This is a genomic window from sulfur-oxidizing endosymbiont of Gigantopelta aegis, assembly GCF_016097415.1.
In the GTDB taxonomy this organism is placed as follows: Bacteria; Pseudomonadota; Gammaproteobacteria; order GRL18; family GRL18; genus GRL18.
In genome coordinates this window covers 97,303-120,281 of sequence record NZ_JAEHGE010000001.1, presented here as the reverse complement: position 1 = coordinate 120,281, position 22,979 = coordinate 97,303, and the positions used below count along the sequence as shown (strand labels likewise).

Here is a 22,979-nt window from a genome sequence, read left to right as displayed (position 1 = left end):
GTGTAACGGCAAAAAGTAATGCCTTTATTGACACTCATCAAAGATAAGCATATTACATTTAGAACAAACATCTTTATCTAGCAGGGTATAGATATAAGAAATTGCCTCTGGTTTTGAATCATGGAAGTGTCTATTGCCGATGTGTTTAATAAAGCCTGATTTAGCTGCGAACTCATAGACAGTTGATTTTAAGCCAACGAAATATAAGCCGCCGCCATGTTTTTTCAGTGCTTTATTCTCAGAGATTAAGCCTTCTGCACCGGCTAAGTCGATGAAATTGATACCGGAGGCGACAATCAGAATATGATAAATGTGCTCATTTTCAACGATATGGGCAATACGGTTCTGGATATGATTAATAGAACCAAAGTAAATGGACATATCAATACGAATAATCTTAATTTGAGGACATTGTTTAACGGGCTTCTTATTAATATTAATTAATTTGCGTTTTGAATTTCCCGCTGATTCGTCAAAAGATAAGGTGGGAATACGAGGTGTTGATGTTTTTGCTAAAAATAGAATAAGTGACAGTAATACACCTAAATAAATAGCAAATTCAAGTTCCAGAAAGAGCGTGGCAAAAAAGGTGGTTAATAGAATGCTTGATTCTGTTTTACTGAATGAGAAAGTATGTTTAATTTGCTTAATATCAATCAAGTTATAGGCAACTAATAAAATCACGCCACCCATTGCTGCGATGGGTAAATAGGCGGTTAATGGGGCAATCAATAACACAATAACCATCAGAAATAGAGCGGCTAAAATAGCAGATAAGGGTGTTTTAGCGCCAGATTCATAGTTTATGCCAGAGCGGGTAAAAGAACCTGAACCCGCATAACTGGAGAAGAAACTACCAGTCATATTTGATAAACCCTGGCCAATAAATTCCTGATTGGAGTCAATACGTTGGTTGGATTTTGTGGCGACTGCACGACTAATGGAAACGGCTTCGATCAAGCCAAGTAATGCCACAGCAAAGGCTTCAGGCGCTAATAATTTCAATGTTTCAAAAGAGAATTCAGGATGAGATAGTGGGGGTAAATGCGCTGGAATTTCACCGACTAATTGAATCTCTGTTTGATTTTTTAATAAGAGTGCGATGACACTACCGATGACCATGCCGATTAATAAGTTAGGTAACTTGGGTGTATAAATTTTGGTCAGTAGTGCGCTACCCAAAGTCGCCATGGCGATGAGGAACAAGTAAGGGTTAATGTCTCCAATACCGCTAATTAATTCCATCCAGGTATGGATAAAGGTTTCACCTTTAGGCACAAAAATACCGGTGATATGTTTTAACTGACTGGTGGCAATCAAGATTGCAGCACCGGCGGTAAAACCAATCACAACCGTATGTGAAACAAAGTTAACCAATGAGCCTAAACGTGCGACACCAAAGGCAAACTGATAAACACCGGCTAAAAAGGTCAGTGTTAATGCCAAAGAAACAAATTCCGGTGTGCCAGGAACCGCATGATGACTTACGGCTGAAAATACGACGATTGAAATGGCTGTCGTCGGGCCGGAAACTAAGTGAAAAGAAGAACCAAAGAGTGCTGCGATGATGGGAGTGACCATCGCCGTATAAAGACCGTATTCCGGTGGTAGCCCTGCAATGGTAGCAAAGGCAACACCTTGTGGGAGTACGATGACGGCACCAGTCAAACCGGCTAATAAGTCAGCTTTAAGTGACTCTTTGGTAATTAATTTAAACCAAATAAGAAAAGGAAAAATTTTCTCTAAATTCATTTAGTGATCCTGAAAAATAGTCAATAACAAGGTTCAGCATAAACTGCTGTTAATGCAGGTAGGGGTGTTTTACGTAATAATACTGTGGCATATTATCCGCTTATTGGGGTAATAAAGCAAATGCTTATACAGTAATATTGGCAACAAAAACACCGTTATTCGCTTAATATTGGACTCAGTATCAAATTTGCCTGTCCGAGCTTTATTCTTATGCAGTGTCAACCTATACTTAAGTTATAATTTATGAATTTTTAAATATAAGATTTTTTTTTCAATATGATCAGGAAGTGTTAAAAAGGGAACGAAAATGGTTCTTCTCCGCTTTGATGAGTGAGGGTTTACCCAAAATAGAACATACTCTGCTCATCAGGAATGGAGGTTTGCCTGATTTTCTGATAACAGGTTATTCAATCGCTCAGATTGTTTTTCAGTGAGCTTGTCTTCATTTTTTAGTAGCAAGTAATAGCATCCCTTGAGTAAATCTTTTCCTGGCTTGCTAGCTCGTCTAAATTCAATCCTGCGTTGGTTTTTTATCACGTTAGAGAAATTTTTCATGACATGAAATCGATCAAAAACAATATCTGCATTGGGCAATATTTATCTCACTGATTTTTGATAGGCAAGTCCCATGTCCATGGCGATTGCCTCTATGATTTAGTGGTTTCCTTCGGCATTCGTTTTAAAAACTTTGTAAATACATCTGAAGTTCGACCTGTTTCTACCCCGATTAAATGCCCTTCAACCATATCATAAATAACCGTCATATAATCATGGCCTTTTGCTCTGGCCACTTCATCAACACCGATATATTTTAAGTCCTTTAATTTTTCGGGCTCTAATGCCGGTAATGTTTTTTCAAGATAAGCTTTGTCAATATTCTTAACGGTTTCCCAACGTATATTGAGATGCCTGGAAACAGCCTGAATGCTGATATGACGACAAAGACCACTGATCATATGACAAAATCGTTGAGTAAAACGACAGCCTTTATCAACAAAGTCACATTGCTCTATTCGGCGTTCATTTTTACTGATACAAACCTGAGCTAACTCAATTTCCAGATAGCAGGGATAGCCCATAAATGGCACATCACGCACTTGTCTTTTTATGTATCGATTTATCGTCCCTTGCTGACCCAATATCATTTATCAGGAAAAAAATTCAATGCCTGATCACTGTTTTTTGCTATTCGTATTTGTTACGACTGAGTATTAATGCTTTAAGCTCTGACAGTTCAGTTTTTAAGGCATTATTTTCAGCACTTAATTCTTGCACTGATTTAATTATGGGGGCTAATAAATCATTATATCTCACTGACATCATGCCATTGTTCACCTGATGAATCATACCCATATTACTGGCATCATGATGTTTAAGTACGGCATCAAGTTCTTGAGCAATAATTCCCATTTCAAGAGCAGGGTTTTGATTGTTAATTCGATGGTATTGGACAGGATTCAAGTCATTAATAAAGGCTAATCCTAAAGAGGTGGTAGTTATATCTTCTTTGAGGCGTCGATCAGATGTAGAAGTGAAAGGCACCTGTCCTTCAATGGTGGCTATACTGGTATTACCTAGACGTATGGTATTGGAACTATTTACCTTGGCATAATAACCAATAGCAGTGGAATTAAAAAGGTTGTTTGGTATGTTACCGGCATTATAACCAATAGCAGTATTGTATTGTCCTGAGGTGTTATTTCTCAGGGCATTGTAGCCAAAGGCAGTATTGAATATACCGGTATTATTCTTTTTAAGAGCCCCTGCGCCACTCGCCGTATTGAAACTCCCGATTTGATTGGCAGAAAGAGCATCGTAGCCAATGGCAGTATTTGATTCACCGGAGGTATTATACTTAAGCGCACCAAAACCATTGGCTGTATTTGAGCTGCCAGTGGTATTACGTTCAAGAACAAAAGTACCTGTGGCAGTGTTTTCACTCCCCGTGGTATTTGAATTAAGCGCCCAGAAGCCAGTGGCTGTATTTTTGCTTCCAGTGGTACTATTTTCAAGTGCATTATAGCCCATGGCAGTATTTGAATCGCCAGTCGTATTTGAAGAAAGAGTCGCTGCTCCCATGGCGGTGTTTCTTATGCCAGAGGTATTTGAAAAAAGAGCATTGCTACCAGTAGCAGTATTACTATAGCCTGTGGTATTAGAATATAGGGCGCTATTACCATTGGCGGTATTGGTGAAACCAGAGGTGTTAGAGTTAAGTGCAGTGTTACCAGTAGCAGTATTTCTATAGCCACTAGTATTGTAATAAAGGGCATTATTACCACTAGCCGTATTATATTTGCCGGTGGTATTTGAAAAGAGTGCCAAGTGACCAACGGCAACATTATGAGTCGCCTCTTTTTTTATACTAAAGCCTGCTTGATAACCTAAAATTGTATTAAAAAGTCCGTCATCATTGTTTGACAAAGAAAAATGTGTGCTAATAAATTTCCCCTGTTCGACAAGGGCTAGTCGCGCGTCTTTTGCATTGGCCTCATCTTCTAGAGCAGTAAAATTATCATTAACATCTATTGCATCAGCAACAGAACCATTGGAAAATGTGTTGGGGATATTCACTATATCGGCATTAACGGATGAGCAGAGGGTGATGGAAAAAAAAGTGCTTATAATTGCTAGTCTAATACTGTGGGTTTTAGGCATAATAAAAATCTCCGTTTTAAAATAAAATTCAACTTCCAATGGAAAGACAAAGTTAAAAACATATCTTCTTTATTGTTGATAAATTTGCTGTTTTAGGACTGATAGATGTCCATTAGATCTTCTCAGGCTATATCTGATTAGTGTTGGCTAAGAGGGCATTGGTATTAAAGAAATATCTGTCGGATACGACAAGAAATAGAATGATAGAAATGGCTATTTAACAAGCAGGTTGTTTGCTGATGTCGCTTTGGCATTTGATTAACTCCGTTTAATCATATTGACCGATAAATTAGGGCAAGTATAAAATATATTTTTAATGTAATCAATGTGATAGTTCTAATTTTAGCCCTAGTTCACACTATTAACATTGAAGATAAATTTTATAATTATGCTTAATAATGAGGTGGCGGTGTTTCAGGCTCGTCTTTTGAGTTGTCAGTCTGCATGGTGCTGAGTTTATTTTGCAATTGTTCCATTTGTTTCGCCAAGTTGGTGACAATGTTGTCATGCTTAATAATAATTTGATTCAGTTGTTCGATGGTGTCTTCTTGATGAGAATTTTTTATTTCCAGTTCCATAATACGATTTTCAATATCAGACATTGCAAAGCCTTTCGGCACCTCTTGTGTTTAAAAAAATGAGTGTTAAAAATAAGCGTTAAAAAAAATGAGCCATAGTGTGAGTAAGTGTTAAAATAGGTCAATATACCAATTTTAACTGATTTTGAATGAATATTGATAAATTAAATATGGATTTTGACGTAATTGTTATTGGAGCCAGTGCTTCAGGACTAATGTGTGCTATTGAAGCAGGCAAAAGAGGCCGAAAAGTGCTGGTGCTTGATCATGCCAGTAAGGCTGGCAAAAAAATTCGTATATCTGGCGGCGGTCGGTGTAATTTTACTAACTATGATGTTAGTGCCAGTAATTTCTTATCAAATAACCCACATTTTTGTAAATCCGCCTTATCCCGCTATCAATATTATGATTTTTTAGCCTTAGTGGCAGATTATGATATTCCCTGGCATGAAAGAGAACATGGTCAATTATTTTGTGATCGCAGTGCCAATGATATTGTGCAAATGCTATTGTCTGAATGTGAAAAATACGCAGTCACTATTCAATTGGATACCCATATTGAACAAATTCAGAAACGAGAAGTAGATTTCATGATTGTAAGCTCTCAGGGCAAATATGGTAGTCAGGCTGTCGTTATTGCGACCGGTGGCTTATCGGTCGCAAAAATGGGCGCAACTGATTTTGGCTTGCAAGTGGCAAGGCAATTCGGCTTGCATACTATCGATACCAGACCGGGATTAGTCCCCTTGAGTTATAGTGCTAAAGACAGCAAAAAATACCTGCAACTCAGCGGTATTAGCATCTCAGCAGAATTGAGTTGTGCAGGACATAGTTTTAAAGAAAACTTATTATTTACCCATAAAGGTATCAGTGGTCCAGCCGTATTACAAATTTCATCCTATTGGCAGAGAGCCAAAGCGCATGCAAGTGAAAGTATTCGTATTAAGCTATTACCTGACATGGATTTGTATGAATGGCTCTTAGAACAGTTCTTAACAGCAAAATCAAAGCAAGCGAAAATGTTGGTTAAGAACATATTGGCAAGAAAAATGCCTAAACGTTTAGCGGAATGTTTTTGTCAATTGCATGGTATCGATAAGCCAATCAATCAATATCATGAAGCCGAATTAAAGCATATTGCTGAAATATTCCAAAACTGGCATTTCTGGCCTGAGGGTACAGAAGGTTATCGTGTTGCTGAAGTGACTTTGGGCGGCGTCGATACCGATGACTTGTCCTCTAAAACAATGGCTGCCAAAGCGGTTCCGGGCTTATATTTTATTGGCGAAGTGGTTGATGTGACCGGACACTTGGGCGGTTTTAATTTTCAGTGGGCATGGTCTTCCGGCTTTACTGCAGGACAGTTTGTTTAACATAAGTTGTTTCATTATTAGGAGATGGATAAATGAATACCAAAAATATCACCAAAAGACATGGACTTTCAATTGGCATAGAGCGAACTGATAGCCACTTTTTTTTGACTATGAAAGCTGTTGGTAAATTGACTCATGAAGATTATGAAGTGATTACACCAATGATTGATTCAGCGCTAGCCAGTGTTGATTTTCCTCAGGTTAAAATGCTGATTGACGGCACAGAAATGGACGACTGGGAAGCACGAGCTGCTTGGGATGATTTTAAACTGGGTCTGAAACATGGCAAAGAATTTGACCAAGTCGCCATTTACGGTAATAAAAACTGGCAGGAAAAAGTCGCGAAAATAGGCTCATGGTTTATTGCCGGAGAAGTCAAATTCTTTGAACATTGTGAAGATGCTTTGCAGTGGCTAGGGGAGGGCGTGGTAGAGTAGGTATGCTGTTCATTTTCCACGCCTGTCGTGTTCGGGAAGCCTTACAAACTCTCTCTCATTTTCACTTCTTCCTGAACATCCACCACTGTTTCTCGCATGGCTTCAAGTAAGACATAAATAACAGGAACAATAAACAGTGCAACAAAAATTGCGATAGTCATGCCACCTAATAACGCAACACCAATGGTTTTTTGTGTCTCAGCACCTGCACCGGTAGCAAGTGCTAATGGAATAATACCAAAGATAAAGGAAAAAATGGTCATTAAAATAGGTCTGAAACGAGATACTGCAGCATCTATTGCTGAGTCGACAATACTTTTACCGGATTCCCGCAGTTCTTTGGCAAATTCGACAATGAGTATGGCATTTTTTGATGACATGGCAATCAACAACACCAGACCTATCTGAGCAAAGACATTCATAGGCAGATTAACATACTGCAGAGCAAGCAGTGCACCCAGCATCACTAACGGCACAGGGATCATGATCATCAGCGGTAAAATCCATGATTCATACTGAGCAGCCAGAACCAGAAAAACAACAATTAAAACAAAAGTAAAGGTGATAACAATTGAATTGCCAGCAATTTTTTCCTGTAGTGACATACCTGACCATTCAAAGCCGTACTCTTTAGGCATTATTTTTTTCTGCAGCTCTTCCATAGCCGCCATCGCATCACCGGAACTATAGCCCGGCGCAGCAGAGCCATTTATCTGAATAGAGCGATAAAGATTATAGTGAGTAATATTCTGTGGTCCGGTGATTTCCTTAACCGTAATAACAGCACTTAAGGGCACCATTTCATTTTCATTATTACGAACATATAATTTTGCAATATCACTTTTATCGCTTCTGAACTCTTTTTTTGCCTGAACAAAAACACGATAGACTTTACCGTATTTAGTAAAATCATTAATATAAACAGAGCCTAAATAGGTTTGCATGGTGATAAACACATCGGCAATATTAATACCCAGTGCATTAATTTTTTCTCGATTAAAATCAATCTGGTACATCGGGTTGGCTGAGTTAAAGGTGGTATAGGCTGAACCTATACGCGGATCGTTATTGGCGGCAACAAGAAGCTCTTTAACATAATGTTGAAATTGCTCAATATCAGAAGCCATAAAATCCTGCACTCGAAAATCAAAACCACCGGCAATACCAAGCCCCGGAATTCCCGGCAGATTAAATGCAAATACATTGGCATCAGAAATGTCGGCTGTTTTTTTGAAAATCTGACGAATAATTACATCTGCATTTTCGGTTTTGTCATCACGCTCACTCCAGGGTTTAAAAGTAATAAATGAGGCGCCAGCCCCTGGATCAAGAGAGCCTGTGATGACATTATAACCATGTACAGTTGTTACATTTTCAATCGCATCAATAGTGGCGAGACGTTTTTCAATTTCAGTGGCAATTTTTTTAGTTTGAACTATTGATGAACCCGGTTTTAGTATATAACCCGCTATGGCAACGCCCTTATCTTCTTCAGGAACAAAGCCGGTTGGAATGGTTTTAAACATATAGGCGGTATAAGCTATCAACACAACAAATAGCACAACAACCAGCCATTTTAATTTAATAAACAAATGTATTGCACGTCTATACTGATGTGTCAGCCAGTCAAACCCCTGATCAAACAATTTAAATCCTATAAATTTATTATGTTCAGGGCCATTACGTTTAATAATAATAGCAGCAATAGCCGGTGATAAAGTGAGTGCATTAACAGAGGAAATAGCAACAGCAAAGGCAATAGTTAAGGCAAATTGCTGATACAGTGAACCGGTGATTCCCGGCATTAAAGATACAGGCACAAAAACGGCAATAAGTACTATAGTGGTGGCAATAATGGGGCCAGTAATCTCAGCCATGGCTTTTTTTACCACATGTGGCATGGGCAGATCAGGTTCATTGAGCATAATCGTTTCTACATTTTCAACCACCAGAATAACATCATCTACAACAATACCAATGGCTAAGATAAGCCCGAATAAGGTCAAAAAGTTAATAGAAAACCCGGTGATATACATAGCGACAAAGGCGCCAATCAATGATACTGGAATCGCAACAGTAGCAATAATAGTCGGTCGCCATGACTGTAAAAAGATATAAATGACTAAAATCACTAAAAAGATGGCCATAATGAGTGTTTCCACCACATTATCGATGGCGACCTGAACATATTTAGTTGTATCATAAGGTGTTTTGTATACAAGCCCTTCAGGAAAACGCCCTTTAAGTTCTTCCATTTTTAAAATAACATTATCTTTAATTTCCAGAGCATTAGCACCAGCAAGCTGATAAATAGCAATAAGTCCTGCCGGCTTACCATTAAGCAATGCATTCCAGTCATATTTTTCAGCACCTAGATTAATATCTGAAATATCTTTAAGATAAACAAGACTACCGTCTGGATTATGACGTAAAACAATCATGCCGAACTCACGGACATTTTTCAGCCGTCCACTAGCAGTCAATGTATAGGTAATCTGCTGATCTTTATAACCGGGTGCTGCCCCAATTTTCCCCAGAGATGCCTGCTTATTTTGATTCTGAACTGCTGCAATCACTTCCATTGGCGTCATCGCCATTGACTTCATCTTATCGGGATCAAGCCAGATACGCATCGCATACTTTTTTTCGCCCATATTAATGGCTTTGCCAATACCGGGAATACGTTTGATTTCATCAAGGATATTGATATTGATATTGATATAGTTACTGAGATAGGCATCCGTATGGCTTTCATTACCTGTAAGAGTGACAAGGACAACAATACTGGGTGATTTTTTATCGACACTCACACCTTGCTTAGTGACTTCTTCGGGTAGAGAAGGCTTGGCCAGTTCAACCTTATTTTGTACATCGACAGCGGCAATATCTAAATCGTATCCCGGCTCAAAATAAACATTAATATTTGACTCACCAGCACTGGTACTGGAAGATTCAATATAGATCATTCCCTGTACACCATTGAGCTGATCTTCAATCGGGCGAGTAACTGCTTCTTCAACATCATAAGCATTCGCCCCTGTATAAGTACTGGTGACAGAAACCGTTGGTGGTGTAACGCTGGGGTATTCTTCAATGGGCAAAATAGAAACAGAGACAATACCAAGTATCACAATTAATATTGCAATGACCATTGCAAAGATAGGGCGTTTAATAAAAAAAACAGGGGACATAGTGTTACTTTCTCTTTCTTGATTACCCACAAAGCTCCGCCATATTTCGATAATTATACTATAATTATACTATAATTATACTATAATTAAAGTATAGATTATGTGTGGAGTAGAATGATGTCAAAAAATAAAATTCAGTTTCAAGAAGGTTATAGTTTATTTGAGCTTTTTAATGATTATGGCACTGACAAACAGTGCCGACAAGCCTTATTTAAATGGAAATTTCCTGATGGATTTGTTTGCCCAGAGTGTGGCAATAAGACTTATTGCACTCTAGAACATCGCCATCTTTATCAGTGCCACCATTGTCATCATCAGACATCAGCAACCTGTGGGACAATATTTGATAGTACCAAACTGCCTTTATCTAAGTGGTTTTTAGCGATTCATCTTATGACTCAATTGAAGACAGCGGTTTCAGCATTAGAATTAAAGAGACAGCTTAAGGTAAGCTACAATACAGCCTGGAGTATGAAACAAAAGATCATGCAGGTTATGAAAGAACGTGATGACAGTAAACCTTTATCAGGCATCATTCAAATTGATGATGCCTACTGGGGTGGTGAGCACAGAGGCGGCTCCAGAGGTCGTGGTTCAGAAAATAAAACACCGTTCGTTGCAGCCGTTTCTACTAATGAAGATGGACACCCGATTGCAATGAATTTAAATGTGCTTAAAGGGTTTAAATCCAGTGAAATAAAACGATGGGCACAAACTCATTTAACACCTGGAAGTACTGTTTACTCAGATGGGTTAAATTGTTTTCCTGCGGTTAAAGAAGCTGACTGTAAGCATGTTCCAATCGTCACGGGTGGTGGTGCGGCAAGTGTTGATAAAATTGAGTTTATCTGGGTTAACACTATGATAGGTAATATTAAAAACTCTATGAAGGGAAGCTATCATTCCATTAACTCAAAACATTTACCTCGGTATCTTGCTGAATTTTGTTATCGGTTTAATAGACGCTTTAACTTAAAAGACATGATGCCAAGGTTTTTATGCGTGGCGATGAAAACGCCACCTATGAATGGAAAGCTCCTAAAAATGGCGGAGCTTTATGGGTAATCAAGTAAAATTAACAAGGTCTCAAAATGGGATGCCTATGGACAATACCTGAATTATCATGAGGGCTGGGGCGGCTATCGTAAGAAAAGTTATAATGCAAAACCGTGGCTGAAAAAAGTGGCCAGGAAAGTCGATCAACGTGCTAAACGTTATAGCGCTCAATATAAGCGCTGTAAAAGTGACTTGGACAGTGGCGGTTGGCTGTTTTTTTAATGAAGCCACTGAATTTTAATTTCTTGTTGTTCAATAAAAGGTCGATGGATTGGCCACTCATTTTTTAACTCAAATTTTTCTTTAAGACGTTTTAATGAACGATCGGTCATGACATGATAGGTGCCATTGACGTAGAGTATGCCTTTTTTATTGGGTGTAGCCTCTGGAATTGTGCTTGTGAACTGTGTGCTTTCTCCTGCACCAAGGCGATTGTCTGCTAAGACAAACATAATGGGCTGCCAGACGACCTGACGTTTGAATTCAATGGAGTCAAGTTCAGTTCTTTGGCCCTTCTCATCTATCCAGAAAAAATCCAGAGTAATGAATCGATCAGTATCACCCGTGGGTGCTTTGTGGCCTGCGCCACTATTAGTGATCGTAATGCTGAGTTCATTTTGTTTTGCTGTGGCTTTAAAAGTGAACACTTTTTGTAATTGTGTTGTCGAGTAAGCACCTGGCCAGGTATGTTTACGTCCTTCTCTGACGGGGTAGCCGCTCATTAGCGGACGTTTGATAGCGGGCATGTGGCAATCTTGACAAGTGTAACCCCTAGCAGCCCATTGGCCGGTATTGGATTCCATGCCGGTGCTACAGATGCCTTCATTCATGAGAGAAAATTCTTTACTGGGCACTTCATGGCATTGTCTACAGAGTTCTTTGGTGAGGAATTTTTCATCATAGGCAACAGGATGGGGGGCATTGAGTAAGTCCTTTTATAAGGACCATAAATCACTCCGTCTTTAACATGACAAGCAGCACAGGTCACACCTTCTTGTTGCAGCTCCGCATCAAAACGAGGGTTTTCTGCGGTTTGTAGATCGTAACTTCTCAATAAGTCTGTGCATTTAAACAGCACAAACTTTACCTTTCAGCAACTCAGGCAGATATGGGATCAAATTTCTCTTGCTGATCCGGTCATTAATAAAATCCCAGAATGAAATTCCTTGTTTCAAACAAGTTTTCTTTAAACTGACAAAGGTATCTCTGCAAAGTTGCCCATCCTTTGAGCGTGTACTACCACTAATTTTACGCTTAATAACATATTCTCGAATATCATTTTCACTCAAATTATTATGAAGAGGAATATCAGGCCGTTCCAATACCAGCAGTAATTCTGTTTTATTTCTTGCCAATCGTTTCAGTGCCTGATTCAACGTTTCAAAGCTTGTTTTAGTCCGGCACAATTCATCAAAATGTTCAGCAATCGCTGACTTCAACGGATCATCTGGCTCAAGTTTATATTGTTTGAGATCATAAAATAGTTCCCAAATCTGAGTATGTACCCAGTTCAGTTCTTTATCATGTCGCTCATTGAGTGGTAGTATCCGCTGAAACACTCTGTCTGCATGTATCCAACATAATGCGTGCAACAAAATATCAAATTGTCCTGCATCATCACTCACAATCACCAAATCACTTGGAAAGCCACTGTTAATTAATGCCCCCAGTAAAGCGCCTTCTGTGGCAATGCGAACATGCCGTTGTGTTATGATACTATTGTTCTGCAGATAGTATTTCCAGGCTTCTTCATTATCAAAGCAAGTCTGATGACTTTGTTCAATAACGCTCAATGGCTTGTGAGGTAATTTTTCTGCTCTCATATAATCAAGTGCTGCATCGTTGAGCGTATAATCAACAGCAGCACCTCGTAACAATTGTAGAAAATTAATCCGGCTCTTATATCGAGTACTTGAAAACCAGGCAAAGGTTTCATTGCCAACGTGAGTACAATAACCATTCTTTCCATCATGACGACTACCCGTATCATCAACATGGATATAAGTACTATTGTTGATACCGGCAGTTAGCAATGTATTTTTTTCAGTATGAAAATGGTCTTTGTCATGGATTAAAATCTCATTGATCTGACCCGTTGAAATATCAAAACTGATGTGTCAACACTTTTCCGGACAGTTTTCTAAATATTTTTTTGGCTGTTTCAAGTGATTTTTGTCATTTTGTATTTCCTATCATTTTAGTTTCTCATGTTAACTTTAAACAGATGAAGAGAAAGGGCTTTGCCCTCTGGAACGATAGAGCCGTTCCATTCACCCAAGGTATTTTCACAACGGTAATGATCCTGTTACAATATCTTCACGGCACAGGCTGAGGAGCCGATGGCCGTCAACGGTAATGGGCGGCATTTATGTCGCCTTTTACCCCTCTTCAATCAATCGATTTAAGCTATTTCCTGCTGTATTTCATAATCGACTGGTGACAAATAATCATTAGCCGAATGAAGTCGCTCCCGATTATAAAATACCTCAATATATTCAAATATTGCCTGCTTTGCTTCTACTCTGGTTTTGAATCGACAATGGTGCGTCAATTCAGTTTTCAAACTATGAAAGAAGCTCTCTGATACAGCATTGTCCCAGCAATTTCCTTTGCGGCTCATAGACTGAATTATGTTATGATCCGACAATATTTTTCTATGACTATCAGAGGCATATTGGCTACCTCGGTCAGTATGCCAAAGCAATCCATCCATTGGTTTACGCTTCCATATGGCCATCAGTAAAGCATCATTGACTAGCTTGGCTTTCATTCGCTCATCCATCGACCAGCCAACAATTTGCCTAGAGAATAAGTCAATGACAACCGCTAAATATAACCAGCCTTCCTTGGTGGCAATATAGGTAATATCACCCACATAGTAGCGATCAGGTTGAGAGACAGTAAACTCTCTTTCCAGTAAATTTGGAGATATACGCTTATTATGCTTGGAATTAGTCGTCGCTTTAAAGCGTCTCTTCGTTTTACAAAACAAACCGGCTTTTTTCATTAATCGACCAATTCTCCGGCGGCTTATATGAACGCCTTTTTCAGCCAGTTTTCTTTTTAAGACGACGGGTTCCATAAGTCTTGCGACTGTCTTCAAACAGTTTTTTAGCTGCTCAGTAAGCGCTTCATTTTCTTTCTCTCTATCCGTTTTAGGAGAGCTAACCCAATCATAATAGCAACTACGGGAAACATCCATAAAACGGCACAGAATCGTTACCGGGTAATCTTTAGCCTGATCTATCCATGCGTACTTCACAAAGTTTCCCTTGCAAAGTACGCTGTGGCCTTTTTAATAAATCACGCTCCTGAATCACTTTTGCCAATTCTTTTTTCAGACGTTTTACTTCATCATAAATGTGTTCATCACTTCTATTGGCTACCGTCTTCACCGGTTTGGAATATTTACTGATCCAGGTATGTAGAGTATTTACATTAACACCTAGCTCCCTGGCAGTCTGAGAAACGGGTTGATCCGTCTCATTAGCTAATTTGACAGCTGATTCTTTAAATTCTGATGTATAGCTTTTATTCGGTTTTTTTGTTTGATCATTCATTTTAGGTCACACTTTTTATTTTTTAGTTATTTTAAGTTGTGTGTCCGGTTAAGTATAGCCACATTAAAACCTAATTCTGTTAATTGTTGTATTATCAATGGCTGAGTCACTCTCTGGTGATAATATTGATAAACGATATAACTCTGTAATGTATGGCCAAAATGTCCTATATGTGTATCAAAGCTCAATTTTCCTATACAGGTATCACCATCGGGTGTTTTATAGCGAGCCAATCGATAACGAGTATTGAAAGGCTTAATCAGCAGCTCCTGAACAAAATAATCCTGATACCCTAAAAAACGTGAATGTTCTGGCAGGTTATCTGGTTTGATAACGGTGGTTTTATGAATAGCCAATTTCTTCTTTCGTTTACGACTTTTACTAGTCCCATTTCCTGAGTTGTTTTTCTTGCTTCCTGAATGACCTGTCGGATTATCATTGTCATCATCCTTTGGCAATTTACTGGCTCTTATTTTAGGCTTTGGAGGTAGCTTTTTAAGCTTAGCAACTTCTGTTTTAAGGGCATCGATTTCAACCTGTTGGTTTTGAATGATTTCCTGTTGTTGCTCCATGAAAGCAAGGAGTAATCGGACTACCGGTGTCTTTTCTTCTTCAGGTATCTCTGGAATTGGAGGTAATTTTTTCACTATAATCAATACAGGTTGTTTTCAATAAAACAATTGTATCATGGCTTTTTAAGGCTCTTTAGTTTGCCCTGTGTTGATCAAACTCCCTCTCAGTTAAGATAATATTCAAAAATATTCTATTTCGATCTGAGACAGATCGACAGGATCATTTATAGGGATAAATTACATGGGGCAGTGAAAATGCAATTTTTGTCCTCTAAAATGCTGTCAAGACTTTTTTTGTTTTTATTTCAAGTTTTGCACAGACTTATTGAGAAGTTACTAGATTAATGGCTAACTCATTGATCGCTGAACATTTTAAAAGCAAGATAAAAAGCATAGAGCGGGCGAAAAGCCAAAAAGCTCAAAGTGGCCTCGTGCAAGAGCAAAAGCCGCACATCGGTCGCTTTTCGCCCTAGAGCCAGATCAAGAGCAGCGACTAAAGAAAAATCAAGTTAAAAAGAAGAGCAGACAATTAAAGGAGAATAATCGATTGTAAAAAACTCACTATGAATAAAATAATAAATTAGAAACCGGCCAAGCTAATTGTCGCCAACCGGACAAGGTAGTTGACGCCAGATAGTTTTGCTTCGGACGGCTTTTTAACTAAAGATATACAACCAAGCAATGAGGTTTATGTTAAATTTAAAATCAAATTTCAAAAAGGGTTCACAGAAGGTTATGGTGGTAAAACGGGAATAATAAAACTCTTTCGAATACTGAGTTATGATGGCGTAGGTGAAAGAAGTAAATTCTTTAAAGAAGGCAATAGTGCCCCGATTTATCTCTATGAATGGGGAAATAATACGTATGGTGTTAGACATTTCCATGCATTTAGGTGTGATCCTCAAGAAGTAAGTTACTTTTGTACTGCCCCCGTTGTTGGTTCATCACCAAGAAAAATATTTCGTGGTGACATGTCTGCAAATTATACTTCAGATTTAAAATGGCTTGACGTGCACCCATCGATACCTGATTTATTGAATGGTGGCTACTTACCTAAAGAGGGGACTGTTTGGCATGAGCAGGTGTTTTCTGATAAATGGCATGAATTAGCCTTTTATGTCAAACTCAATAGCGCTCCGGGGGTGCAAGATGGAATTCTAAGACACTGGTTTGATGGAAAACTTATTATTAGTATGCCTAAAGTCCCTTGGATCGGTACGGGGGGAAACATGAATGCAAAATGGAATAGCATTTCTTTTGGGGGGAATGATTTTTATCGTTTTAACTTAGATAAAAACGCCCCCTTGTCTGAAAGAGAGCGCTGGTATGCTATCGATGATGTCGTTATTTCATCTAAACTCCCTAAAACTCAGTAGTTAACCTTTTACTTTAATGTATTGTGTTTATCTGCCACTAGTAATTGTTATGCGTAGTGAAAGGGTACTCAGTCAATATTTAATTGATGATAGATTCAATGAAAAATAGGTAACTAGTGTCCATCCGTTTATTCTAGAATTATTTGATAATTTTGACCGTAGGGTGGGCATGGCTTTATCTGCCCACGCTGACTCAAGCGCTTATTATGTACACTTTCAGCGTGGGCACAAAAAGCGTGCCCACCCTACGATTATTTATATAAAAAACCTATTTACGGATGGGCACTAACTAGAAAATGTATCGGAGGGGAAAAAAGCACCGATGATTTTGGTGTTTTCTTAATAAAATATAAGCATCTTGATAAAATCAGTGGGGTCATCGCTTTTCACTGAGTCAGGTGCGCATTGATCCGAAGCCTTATAGTGTCTCTGGATCCACAAAGTGGACAAACATTCAGAACCTACCTAGCGGATGCCTCAGAGCAAAGTACACCTTATGGGGCAGTTTGATATTTGAAGTTGACGGTTGATAAGGTGTCACCATTTTCATCTACGACCTTGATTAACCACTTTCCTTGTTGCAGTTTGCCCAGATTTTTACTGGAATAACAACGCCAGCGTTGGCCTAGAATTGTAAACTTTCTTTGATAGCGCATTTTGTCTTTATACCACCATTGATGTTCGATGCTTTGACCCATTCGATTGTCAATTTGTGTGAAAAGATAGGTTTTTTTTGCACTGTCTTCCTGTCCAGTGACAATGTAAGAGAGTTTATTGAGGGGTTCTTTTTTATAGATATTACTAACCAGTAAAACCCGGCTCAGATCATTTGAGTAAATTTGAATAAAATCGGGTTCTTCCGTGCTATCGTTGACTCCTTTGCTTGGCTGAGGAGGATTTAAAATAGTAGGAGCAGGCACTTTTATTTTTAATTCGACTTCAATCTCCTGAAGGTCTTCAATTTTTATCTTCTCGTCAGAAAGTGGTTTAGAGGGCTCTGCTATCTCTTTGGCTAGATGAGGCTTTTCGGGGATGGGTGTTGGCTTTTTTAGGGGAAACTGAAAGGTTTCAAATGGGTTGATTTCTTCATAATAAAGAGAAACGAGATGTTTACGTGGCTTTTGCGGAATAGAAGGTGGCACCGTCAGGTGTCTTTCCTTGATAATTTCATGTGCCGGAATGGATTTTGATGTTTTCTGATCGACATTTTCTTCTTCAGTAAAAAGTAAATACAGGCTAACAGCAATAATAATTAAAGTGATAACTGCGAATAAAAAAATTCTGTCGTATCGGTATTTGTATTCAACGGGAGCAGTTAGACTCTTGTTCTTAGGTGCTAAATCGTCGTGTGAATGAGTGCGATTGGATTGGGACAGATCGATATTGATACTGATTTTAGTCGCCATTTATTCTTCCATAAATCGTGTATCCAAAGCGGTTAGTCGTACTTTGGAGAGGTTTAAGATCATTTTGATGATCTATACCCATGATATTTGGAAGTGCCCTTAGGATGCATTTCCAAGTATTACAGGCATATCCTTTGAAAAACATGCTTAGAATTTGTTATTGCTGGACAATAATATGGGGAGATGCTCAATTCTTCAAGAGAAATATGAATTACTTCTCAGGACTGCCATTGTCAGGCTTTTTCTTTGCCGATTCCGTTAAATCCGAGTAGATTTAACGTTGTGTTTATATAGTAAGCCAAGAGACATAAACAAGCAGGAATCAGTTCATTAGACAGCGATGAGGGAAATTATTGGATATTGATGTGATTAAAGCCAGAGGCCGTGAAATAATGGCTCAGAAGGATAAAAGTTAGTGGCAACATTAATAAAATCACTACAGGCGGAACAGAATTTACTGGGTGTCTGGCTGTATATTGCAAATAGATGAATGATAAAAATATCTGGACGAATGGGTGAAATGCTATAATAATGAACGAACTCAGCAGGGAAAAAGTGTTGTGGACGTATCACACTTTACATTTTAATTGATAGTGAAGCATTTTGGGAAGAAAAATTTAATTTACATATAATCTGACAGACACTTTAGAAAAGAGAATCACTCTTAGATGAAGCGTGAGATACTATAACTTAATAATTTAGAACGCCAAATTTTTATGATATTTTTTAACGGATTACATTTTAATAACATTAAAGGCGACATTTATGGCGGTTTAACTGCTGCAGTTGTGGCCTTACCACTTGCAATGGGAATGGGTGTTACCTCTGGTGCCGGGCCAATGGCGGGCATTTATGGGGCAATTTTTGTCGGTTTTTTTGCTGCTATCTTTGGTGGCACACCTGCTCAGGTATCAGGTCCAACAGGGCCTATGACAGTTGTTATGGCTGTTATTTTTGTACAATATACATCTATGTTCCCAAACGATCTCTCACATGGCATGGCACTAGCCTTTACTGTGGTTATATTTGGGGGAGCCTTTCAAATCCTCTTTGGTTTGCTCAAAATCGGACGTTTTATTTCTTTAATCCCTCATCCTGTCGTCTCCGGCTTTATGTCGGGTATCGGTGTTATTATTATTTTATTGCAATTACAACCTCTCTTTGGACAAGTTGCTTTATCTACCCCATTAGGTGCACTCATACAGTTCCCTCAAACCTTACATGAACCGGTTTGGCTGGCAGTTATACTTTCCACTATGACTTTGGCCATTGTTTATGGCTTGCCCAAGAAGATCACTGTCATTATACCCGCTCCACTTGTGGCTTTGGTTGGAGGCACTTTGGTATTATATTTTTTGAGTAATGGTCAAATTGAACTTCTTAAGCAGGGTGATTCCTCTACCTACCTAATGTCTGGAGTATCGATTATTGGTGACATACCTTCAGGATTTCCTGGATTGATTTTCCCAACCATTGAATTAAACTTGCTTGTTGATATGATAAAATCGGGATTAATTTTGGGGGCATTAGGCTCGATTGATTCTTTATTGACTTCACTAGTGGCTGATAATATGACTAGAACCTATCATAAGCCCAATCAGGAGTTAATTGGGCAAGGAATTGGTAATATGGTCGCGGGTGCTTTTGGTGGACTACCTGGAGCAGGAGCCACAATGCGCACTGTGGTTAATGTTCGTGCGGGTGGAATGACCCCTATTTCTGGCGCATTACATGCTTTGGTTTTACTGGCGATTGTGCTTGGCCTTGGATCTTTGGCGCTGTTTATCCCTAAAGCGGTATTAGCTGGTATTTTAATTAAAGTTGGGACAGATATTATTGATTGGGATTATTTAAAACAAATTCGCCACTCTCCCATTGCTGGAGTTATGATGATGTTGACAGTCTTCTTTTTGACTGTATTTGTTGATCTAATCGAAGCAGTGGCAATTGGTATGGTTATGGCATCATTTGTTTTTATGCATCGTATGACGGATTTACAAGTTAAATCAATGCATATAATTCGCTCTAAAGAAGATGATGAATCACTCAGTGATGAAGAAGCTGAATTATTGGATAAAGCAAAAGGAAAAATTTTAATTTACAAACTCTCTGGCCCCAGAAGTTTTACTTCGGCTAAGAACATGGTACAAAAACTATCAGAATATACGGATTATGATAGTTTAATTCTTGATATGCATGAAATGACTGCAATTGATTACACGTCCTGCAAGGCCATTGATGAAATACTTGAAGGACTAAAATTGGCCGATCATCAAGCCTATATAACTGGTGCAAGTTTAGAAGTTAACGAAACATTAGAAAAACTCAAAGCCAAACGATATTTAAAGAAAGGGCATGAGTTCAATGATCGTACTAAAGCCATTTGTGCAGCGTTAGCAAAGTGATCAAGCCATTTGAACCAATGCCTCTGACCAAATTACCATGAATCAATTTCTCGCTTAAGTTCCTCGCTAGTGATTGTTTTGCCTTCTTTCACTGCTTGTTATCCCTTTCTGATCTTATCCAGTGATCGATGGTGTTGAGTGCTTCCTGTTTAGCAGCTTGGATATTTGTTCTTCAAAAGAGGTGACTCAATAATTATTTTGTTAGCTTAGACTATCTTTTAACGTAATACTTAATATTATTTCTATAGTATACCCCTGTTTTGGGATGACGTTGAGCTTAATTTATCAGCCCGTCAGAGACATAAACAAGTAGGGTAGTTTTTCCGGCAACTGCTCTACTTTGTCAATGACTAAAAATTGCTTACCAAAGATGGTTTGCACATAGTCATCAGCATGGGGATCAAGGTTGATACAGAAGGTGTAGATACCATCTTGATCGAGTTCTTGTACCGCTTTGCGAGTGTCTTCAATTAACAATTTTGAATCACTGACATCAATGTCAGCGGGTTCGCCATCGGTCAGTACTAATAATAATTTTTTCTCTGCCTGACAATTGCCCAGGTAGTGAGCGGCATGACGTAATGCGGCACCCATGCGAGTTGAATAGCCTGCTTCAATGGCGGCTAGGCGTGCTTTCACTTCATCGCCCCAGTGTTCGCTATAACCTTTAATATGCTGGTAACGGACTTCATGGCGGGTATTGGATGAGAATCCGGCAATGGCAAATTGGTCGCCTAAATGCTCAATGGCATAGGACAATAAGGCCACGGCTTCCTGGCTGAGTTCTAAGATGGTTTTATCACTGCCGGGCGGTGTTTCATTCAATGAGGCGGACAAATCCAATAGCAACATGACGGCAATGTCACGACCATCGTGTTTATGACTCATATTAATGCGTGGATCGGGCGTTGAACCACTCTTATAATCTATCAAAGAGCGTATGGCGGTGTCTAAATCCAGTTCACTGCCGTCTTCCTGATAGCGAACACGGACGTATTGCTGTGGTTTTAACAGATCCAGCAATTGTTTTAAGCGTTTGGCTAAGATGGCATGCTTGTCTAATAAGGCATCAATGTCGGCAGGATTGCCCGGTGGATGCAAGGTTTCATATAGGCTGACCCAGTCAGGGCGATAGGATTTTGTCGCATAATCCCATTCATGATAGTGTCTGGGAGGTAAACCCTTGTCTTCTTCCTCATCTTCTTTGGCCTGACTTTCTTTTTGAGCAAACATTTCCTCTTCGTCACCCATTTCAATAAACTTCCAGAGGTGGCGGTTATCATCTCGATAGGCCACTTCGGTGTCTTTAAAATACATATTGGCGAGTTGGTCTGTTTGTCTGCGTGTGCGGGCAATGAAAGAAGTGGCAAGGACGGACATCGCTTGGGTGCTGGCATCGCTGGCGAGCATAGCATCATGAAAACGCTGGCTGAATTCTATAATGTCGGCATTTTTATAATCATGCTCGGGGTTTAAAATGGCGTAAGAGAGCATGGTTAAGCGATGACGAATACAGGATTCCTGCTCCATCTTACAATCATCTTCAATAGGCTTAGGATGCAGTGATAAAAATATTTTACGCAGACCCGGGTAGATTTTAGCGGCTAAATATTCAACCCGGGAATCTTCGAATAACTCTACAGCAATACGCTGAAATGGACTGAGGTTATCGGCAAATATTGCGGATGACCAGCGCTTATGACCAACAATGTGGGCTAAAATAGCGCGATAACGATCAATGCCGAGCACTGTTTCACCATTTGCACCTTGGATGTCATCCAGTACATCGGGTAAGCGAGCGCCTAAGTTGTCATAGTAGGGAATAGGCTTGCGTAATTCATCAAAACCCGTGGAATAAGGGATCATGTAAAGTTTTTTATTCCATAGCGCCTTCAGGTACAAACTGAGTTTGCGTTCATTGTCGATAAATAATGTGCCATGACGTTCACGTTGTAAAATGGCTTTACTGTCAGCAGATTGCAGTGAAAAATAGTTCTCCTGACGTTCGGGATGATCGGGATAATTTCTGACGCCATAATCGACCCAATTCTGTAAGCCTTCCAGTGATAATTGGTTCAGAAGGTAGGGGATGTTGGCCAGTAGTAATGGTAAACCGGGGCTAGGGAATGTCGTGTGATGACCATGAATTGAACCGGTGGTTTTTTCTGCTAAAGCACATAATAGGTCAATGTATTTTTGAAATAATTCTTCACTGCCCAGGCGACGAGCGGCTTCAGCCACAGAGTTTAAAAATGGTGGGATGGAATTGCCATTCGGTGAGCGTGATAACTCCCACACGATTTGAGAAACGGTTGTCAGGCTTTTTTCACCTAATAATTTAGCCACCTGAGGCATTTCTTCAAGATAAACTAGGACGGGTTCAAAGCCACGTCCAATCATGCACACTAAGGAGGCGCCTTTAAGGTAGTCTTTGATGCCCTGATCGGATAGAGAAATGAAGGCTTCAAGCATACAGTCTTCGAAGGTATCATCAAGTTGCTCGAAACTGCATTTTAATTGACTTCGGTATTGTTCTAGTAATTCTTGATCCATACTGTGCACCTGAATGTGGCTAAATTCTATATTGGCGAAAGGCTTTTTTCTAAGCTAAAGGC

The 22,979-nt window shown here is 39.2% G+C and carries 18 protein-coding genes and 1 pseudogene; 6 read left to right on the top strand and 13 right to left on the bottom strand.

Translation table 11 applies throughout. From position 1 onward, the window contains the following. Positions 1-24 precede the first annotated feature (24 nt). From JEU79_RS00600 to JEU79_RS00585, 5 genes are all read right to left on the bottom strand, one after another. Positions 25-1,752 (bottom strand): SulP family inorganic anion transporter, encoded by a 1,728-nt coding sequence (locus JEU79_RS00600; RefSeq protein ID WP_198262530.1) that lies wholly within the window; start codon positions 1,750-1,752, stop codon positions 25-27. Positions 1,753-2,118: 366 nt separating this feature from the next. After that, positions 2,119-2,346, bottom strand: coding sequence for a transposase (locus tag JEU79_RS27230; protein WP_281400809.1), 228 nt, complete (start codon positions 2,344-2,346; stop codon positions 2,119-2,121). 53 nt (positions 2,347-2,399) lie between these two features. Continuing rightward, positions 2,400-2,849, bottom strand: a complete 450-nt coding sequence (locus JEU79_RS27225) for a helix-turn-helix domain-containing protein (protein WP_281400808.1) — start codon at positions 2,847-2,849, stop codon at positions 2,400-2,402. An 88-nt stretch (positions 2,850-2,937) separates the two neighbouring features. Beyond that, complete coding sequence (locus JEU79_RS00590) at positions 2,938-4,410, bottom strand: tail fiber domain-containing protein (RefSeq protein WP_198262529.1); 1,473 nt, start codon at positions 4,408-4,410, stop codon at positions 2,938-2,940. A gap of 392 nt (positions 4,411-4,802) precedes the next feature. Next, positions 4,803-5,012, bottom strand: coding sequence for a SlyX family protein (locus JEU79_RS00585; RefSeq protein ID WP_198262528.1), 210 nt, complete (start codon positions 5,010-5,012; stop codon positions 4,803-4,805). Between the two features lie 125 nt (positions 5,013-5,137). Between JEU79_RS00585 and JEU79_RS00580 the strand changes: the two genes are divergently transcribed. Both JEU79_RS00580 and JEU79_RS00575 read left to right on the top strand, forming a co-directional pair. After that, a complete protein-coding gene (locus JEU79_RS00580) occupies positions 5,138-6,361 on the top strand; it encodes a BaiN/RdsA family NAD(P)/FAD-dependent oxidoreductase (RefSeq protein ID WP_246539872.1) in 1,224 nt (407 codons plus the stop codon). 32 nt (positions 6,362-6,393) lie between these two features. Next, the gene (locus tag JEU79_RS00575; RefSeq protein ID WP_198262527.1) at positions 6,394-6,798 is read left to right on the top strand and encodes a SpoIIAA family protein; all 405 of its coding nucleotides are present in this window, start codon (positions 6,394-6,396) and stop codon (positions 6,796-6,798) included. A 41-nt stretch (positions 6,799-6,839) separates the two neighbouring features. Here JEU79_RS00575 and JEU79_RS00570 read toward each other — a convergent pair whose 3' ends face one another. Continuing rightward, the gene (locus tag JEU79_RS00570) at positions 6,840-10,019 is read right to left on the bottom strand and encodes an efflux RND transporter permease subunit (protein WP_246539871.1); all 3,180 of its coding nucleotides are present in this window, start codon (positions 10,017-10,019) and stop codon (positions 6,840-6,842) included. A gap of 87 nt (positions 10,020-10,106) precedes the next feature. Here JEU79_RS00570 and JEU79_RS00565 point away from each other — a divergent pair, with 87 nt between their 5' ends. Together JEU79_RS00565 and JEU79_RS25850 are read left to right on the top strand one after the other, a co-directional pair. Beyond that, on the top strand, positions 10,107-11,054 hold the full coding sequence (locus tag JEU79_RS00565) for an IS1595 family transposase (RefSeq protein ID WP_198262526.1): 948 nt from the start codon (positions 10,107-10,109) through the stop codon (positions 11,052-11,054). After that, a pseudogene (locus tag JEU79_RS25850) lies at positions 11,055-11,267 on the top strand (transglycosylase SLT domain-containing protein); the annotation flags it as partial. It lies immediately after the preceding gene. Here the strand turns inward: JEU79_RS25850 and JEU79_RS00560 are convergent. The 5 genes from JEU79_RS00560 to JEU79_RS00545 all read right to left on the bottom strand — a co-directional run bounded on the left by JEU79_RS00560 (position 11,264) and on the right by JEU79_RS00545 (position 15,252). After that, positions 11,264-11,875 (bottom strand): hypothetical protein, encoded by a 612-nt coding sequence (locus JEU79_RS00560; protein ID WP_198262525.1) that lies wholly within the window; start codon positions 11,873-11,875, stop codon positions 11,264-11,266. The pseudogene JEU79_RS25850 and the gene JEU79_RS00560 sit on opposite strands and share 4 nt — an antisense overlap. Positions 11,876-12,112: 237 nt before the next feature. Next, positions 12,113-13,078, bottom strand: coding sequence for an IS66 family transposase (locus JEU79_RS00555; RefSeq protein ID WP_198262524.1), 966 nt, complete (start codon positions 13,076-13,078; stop codon positions 12,113-12,115). A gap of 368 nt (positions 13,079-13,446) precedes the next feature. Continuing rightward, the gene (locus JEU79_RS00550) at positions 13,447-14,307 is read right to left on the bottom strand and encodes an IS3 family transposase (protein ID WP_246539870.1); all 861 of its coding nucleotides are present in this window, start codon (positions 14,305-14,307) and stop codon (positions 13,447-13,449) included. Next, positions 14,279-14,605: a transposase gene (locus tag JEU79_RS25845; protein ID WP_246539861.1), complete on the bottom strand. Its 327-nt coding sequence runs from the start codon at positions 14,603-14,605 to the stop codon at positions 14,279-14,281. Before JEU79_RS25845 ends, JEU79_RS00550 begins: the two co-directional genes overlap by 29 nt. Before the next feature lie 26 nt (positions 14,606-14,631). Next, a complete protein-coding gene (locus JEU79_RS00545) occupies positions 14,632-15,252 on the bottom strand; it encodes a hypothetical protein (protein WP_198262523.1) in 621 nt (206 codons plus the stop codon). Positions 15,253-15,800: 548 nt separating this feature from the next. Between JEU79_RS00545 and JEU79_RS00540 the strand changes: the two genes are divergently transcribed. Then, positions 15,801-16,553, top strand: coding sequence for a hypothetical protein (locus JEU79_RS00540; protein WP_198262522.1), 753 nt, complete (start codon positions 15,801-15,803; stop codon positions 16,551-16,553). Between the two features lie 494 nt (positions 16,554-17,047). Here the strand turns inward: JEU79_RS00540 and JEU79_RS00535 are convergent, their stop codons facing one another. Then, complete coding sequence (locus JEU79_RS00535) at positions 17,048-17,959, bottom strand: DUF2914 domain-containing protein (protein WP_198262521.1); 912 nt, start codon at positions 17,957-17,959, stop codon at positions 17,048-17,050. A 716-nt stretch (positions 17,960-18,675) separates the two neighbouring features. Between JEU79_RS00535 and JEU79_RS00530 the strand changes: the two genes are divergently transcribed. After that, on the top strand, positions 18,676-20,364 hold the full coding sequence (locus JEU79_RS00530) for a SulP family inorganic anion transporter (protein WP_198262520.1): 1,689 nt from the start codon (positions 18,676-18,678) through the stop codon (positions 20,362-20,364). Positions 20,365-20,649: 285 nt separating this feature from the next. Here JEU79_RS00530 and JEU79_RS00525 read toward each other — a convergent pair whose 3' ends face one another. Beyond that, positions 20,650-22,917, bottom strand: a complete 2,268-nt coding sequence (locus JEU79_RS00525; RefSeq protein WP_198262519.1) for a nitric oxide reductase activation protein NorD — start codon at positions 22,915-22,917, stop codon at positions 20,650-20,652. Positions 22,918-22,979: the final 62 nt, after the last annotated feature.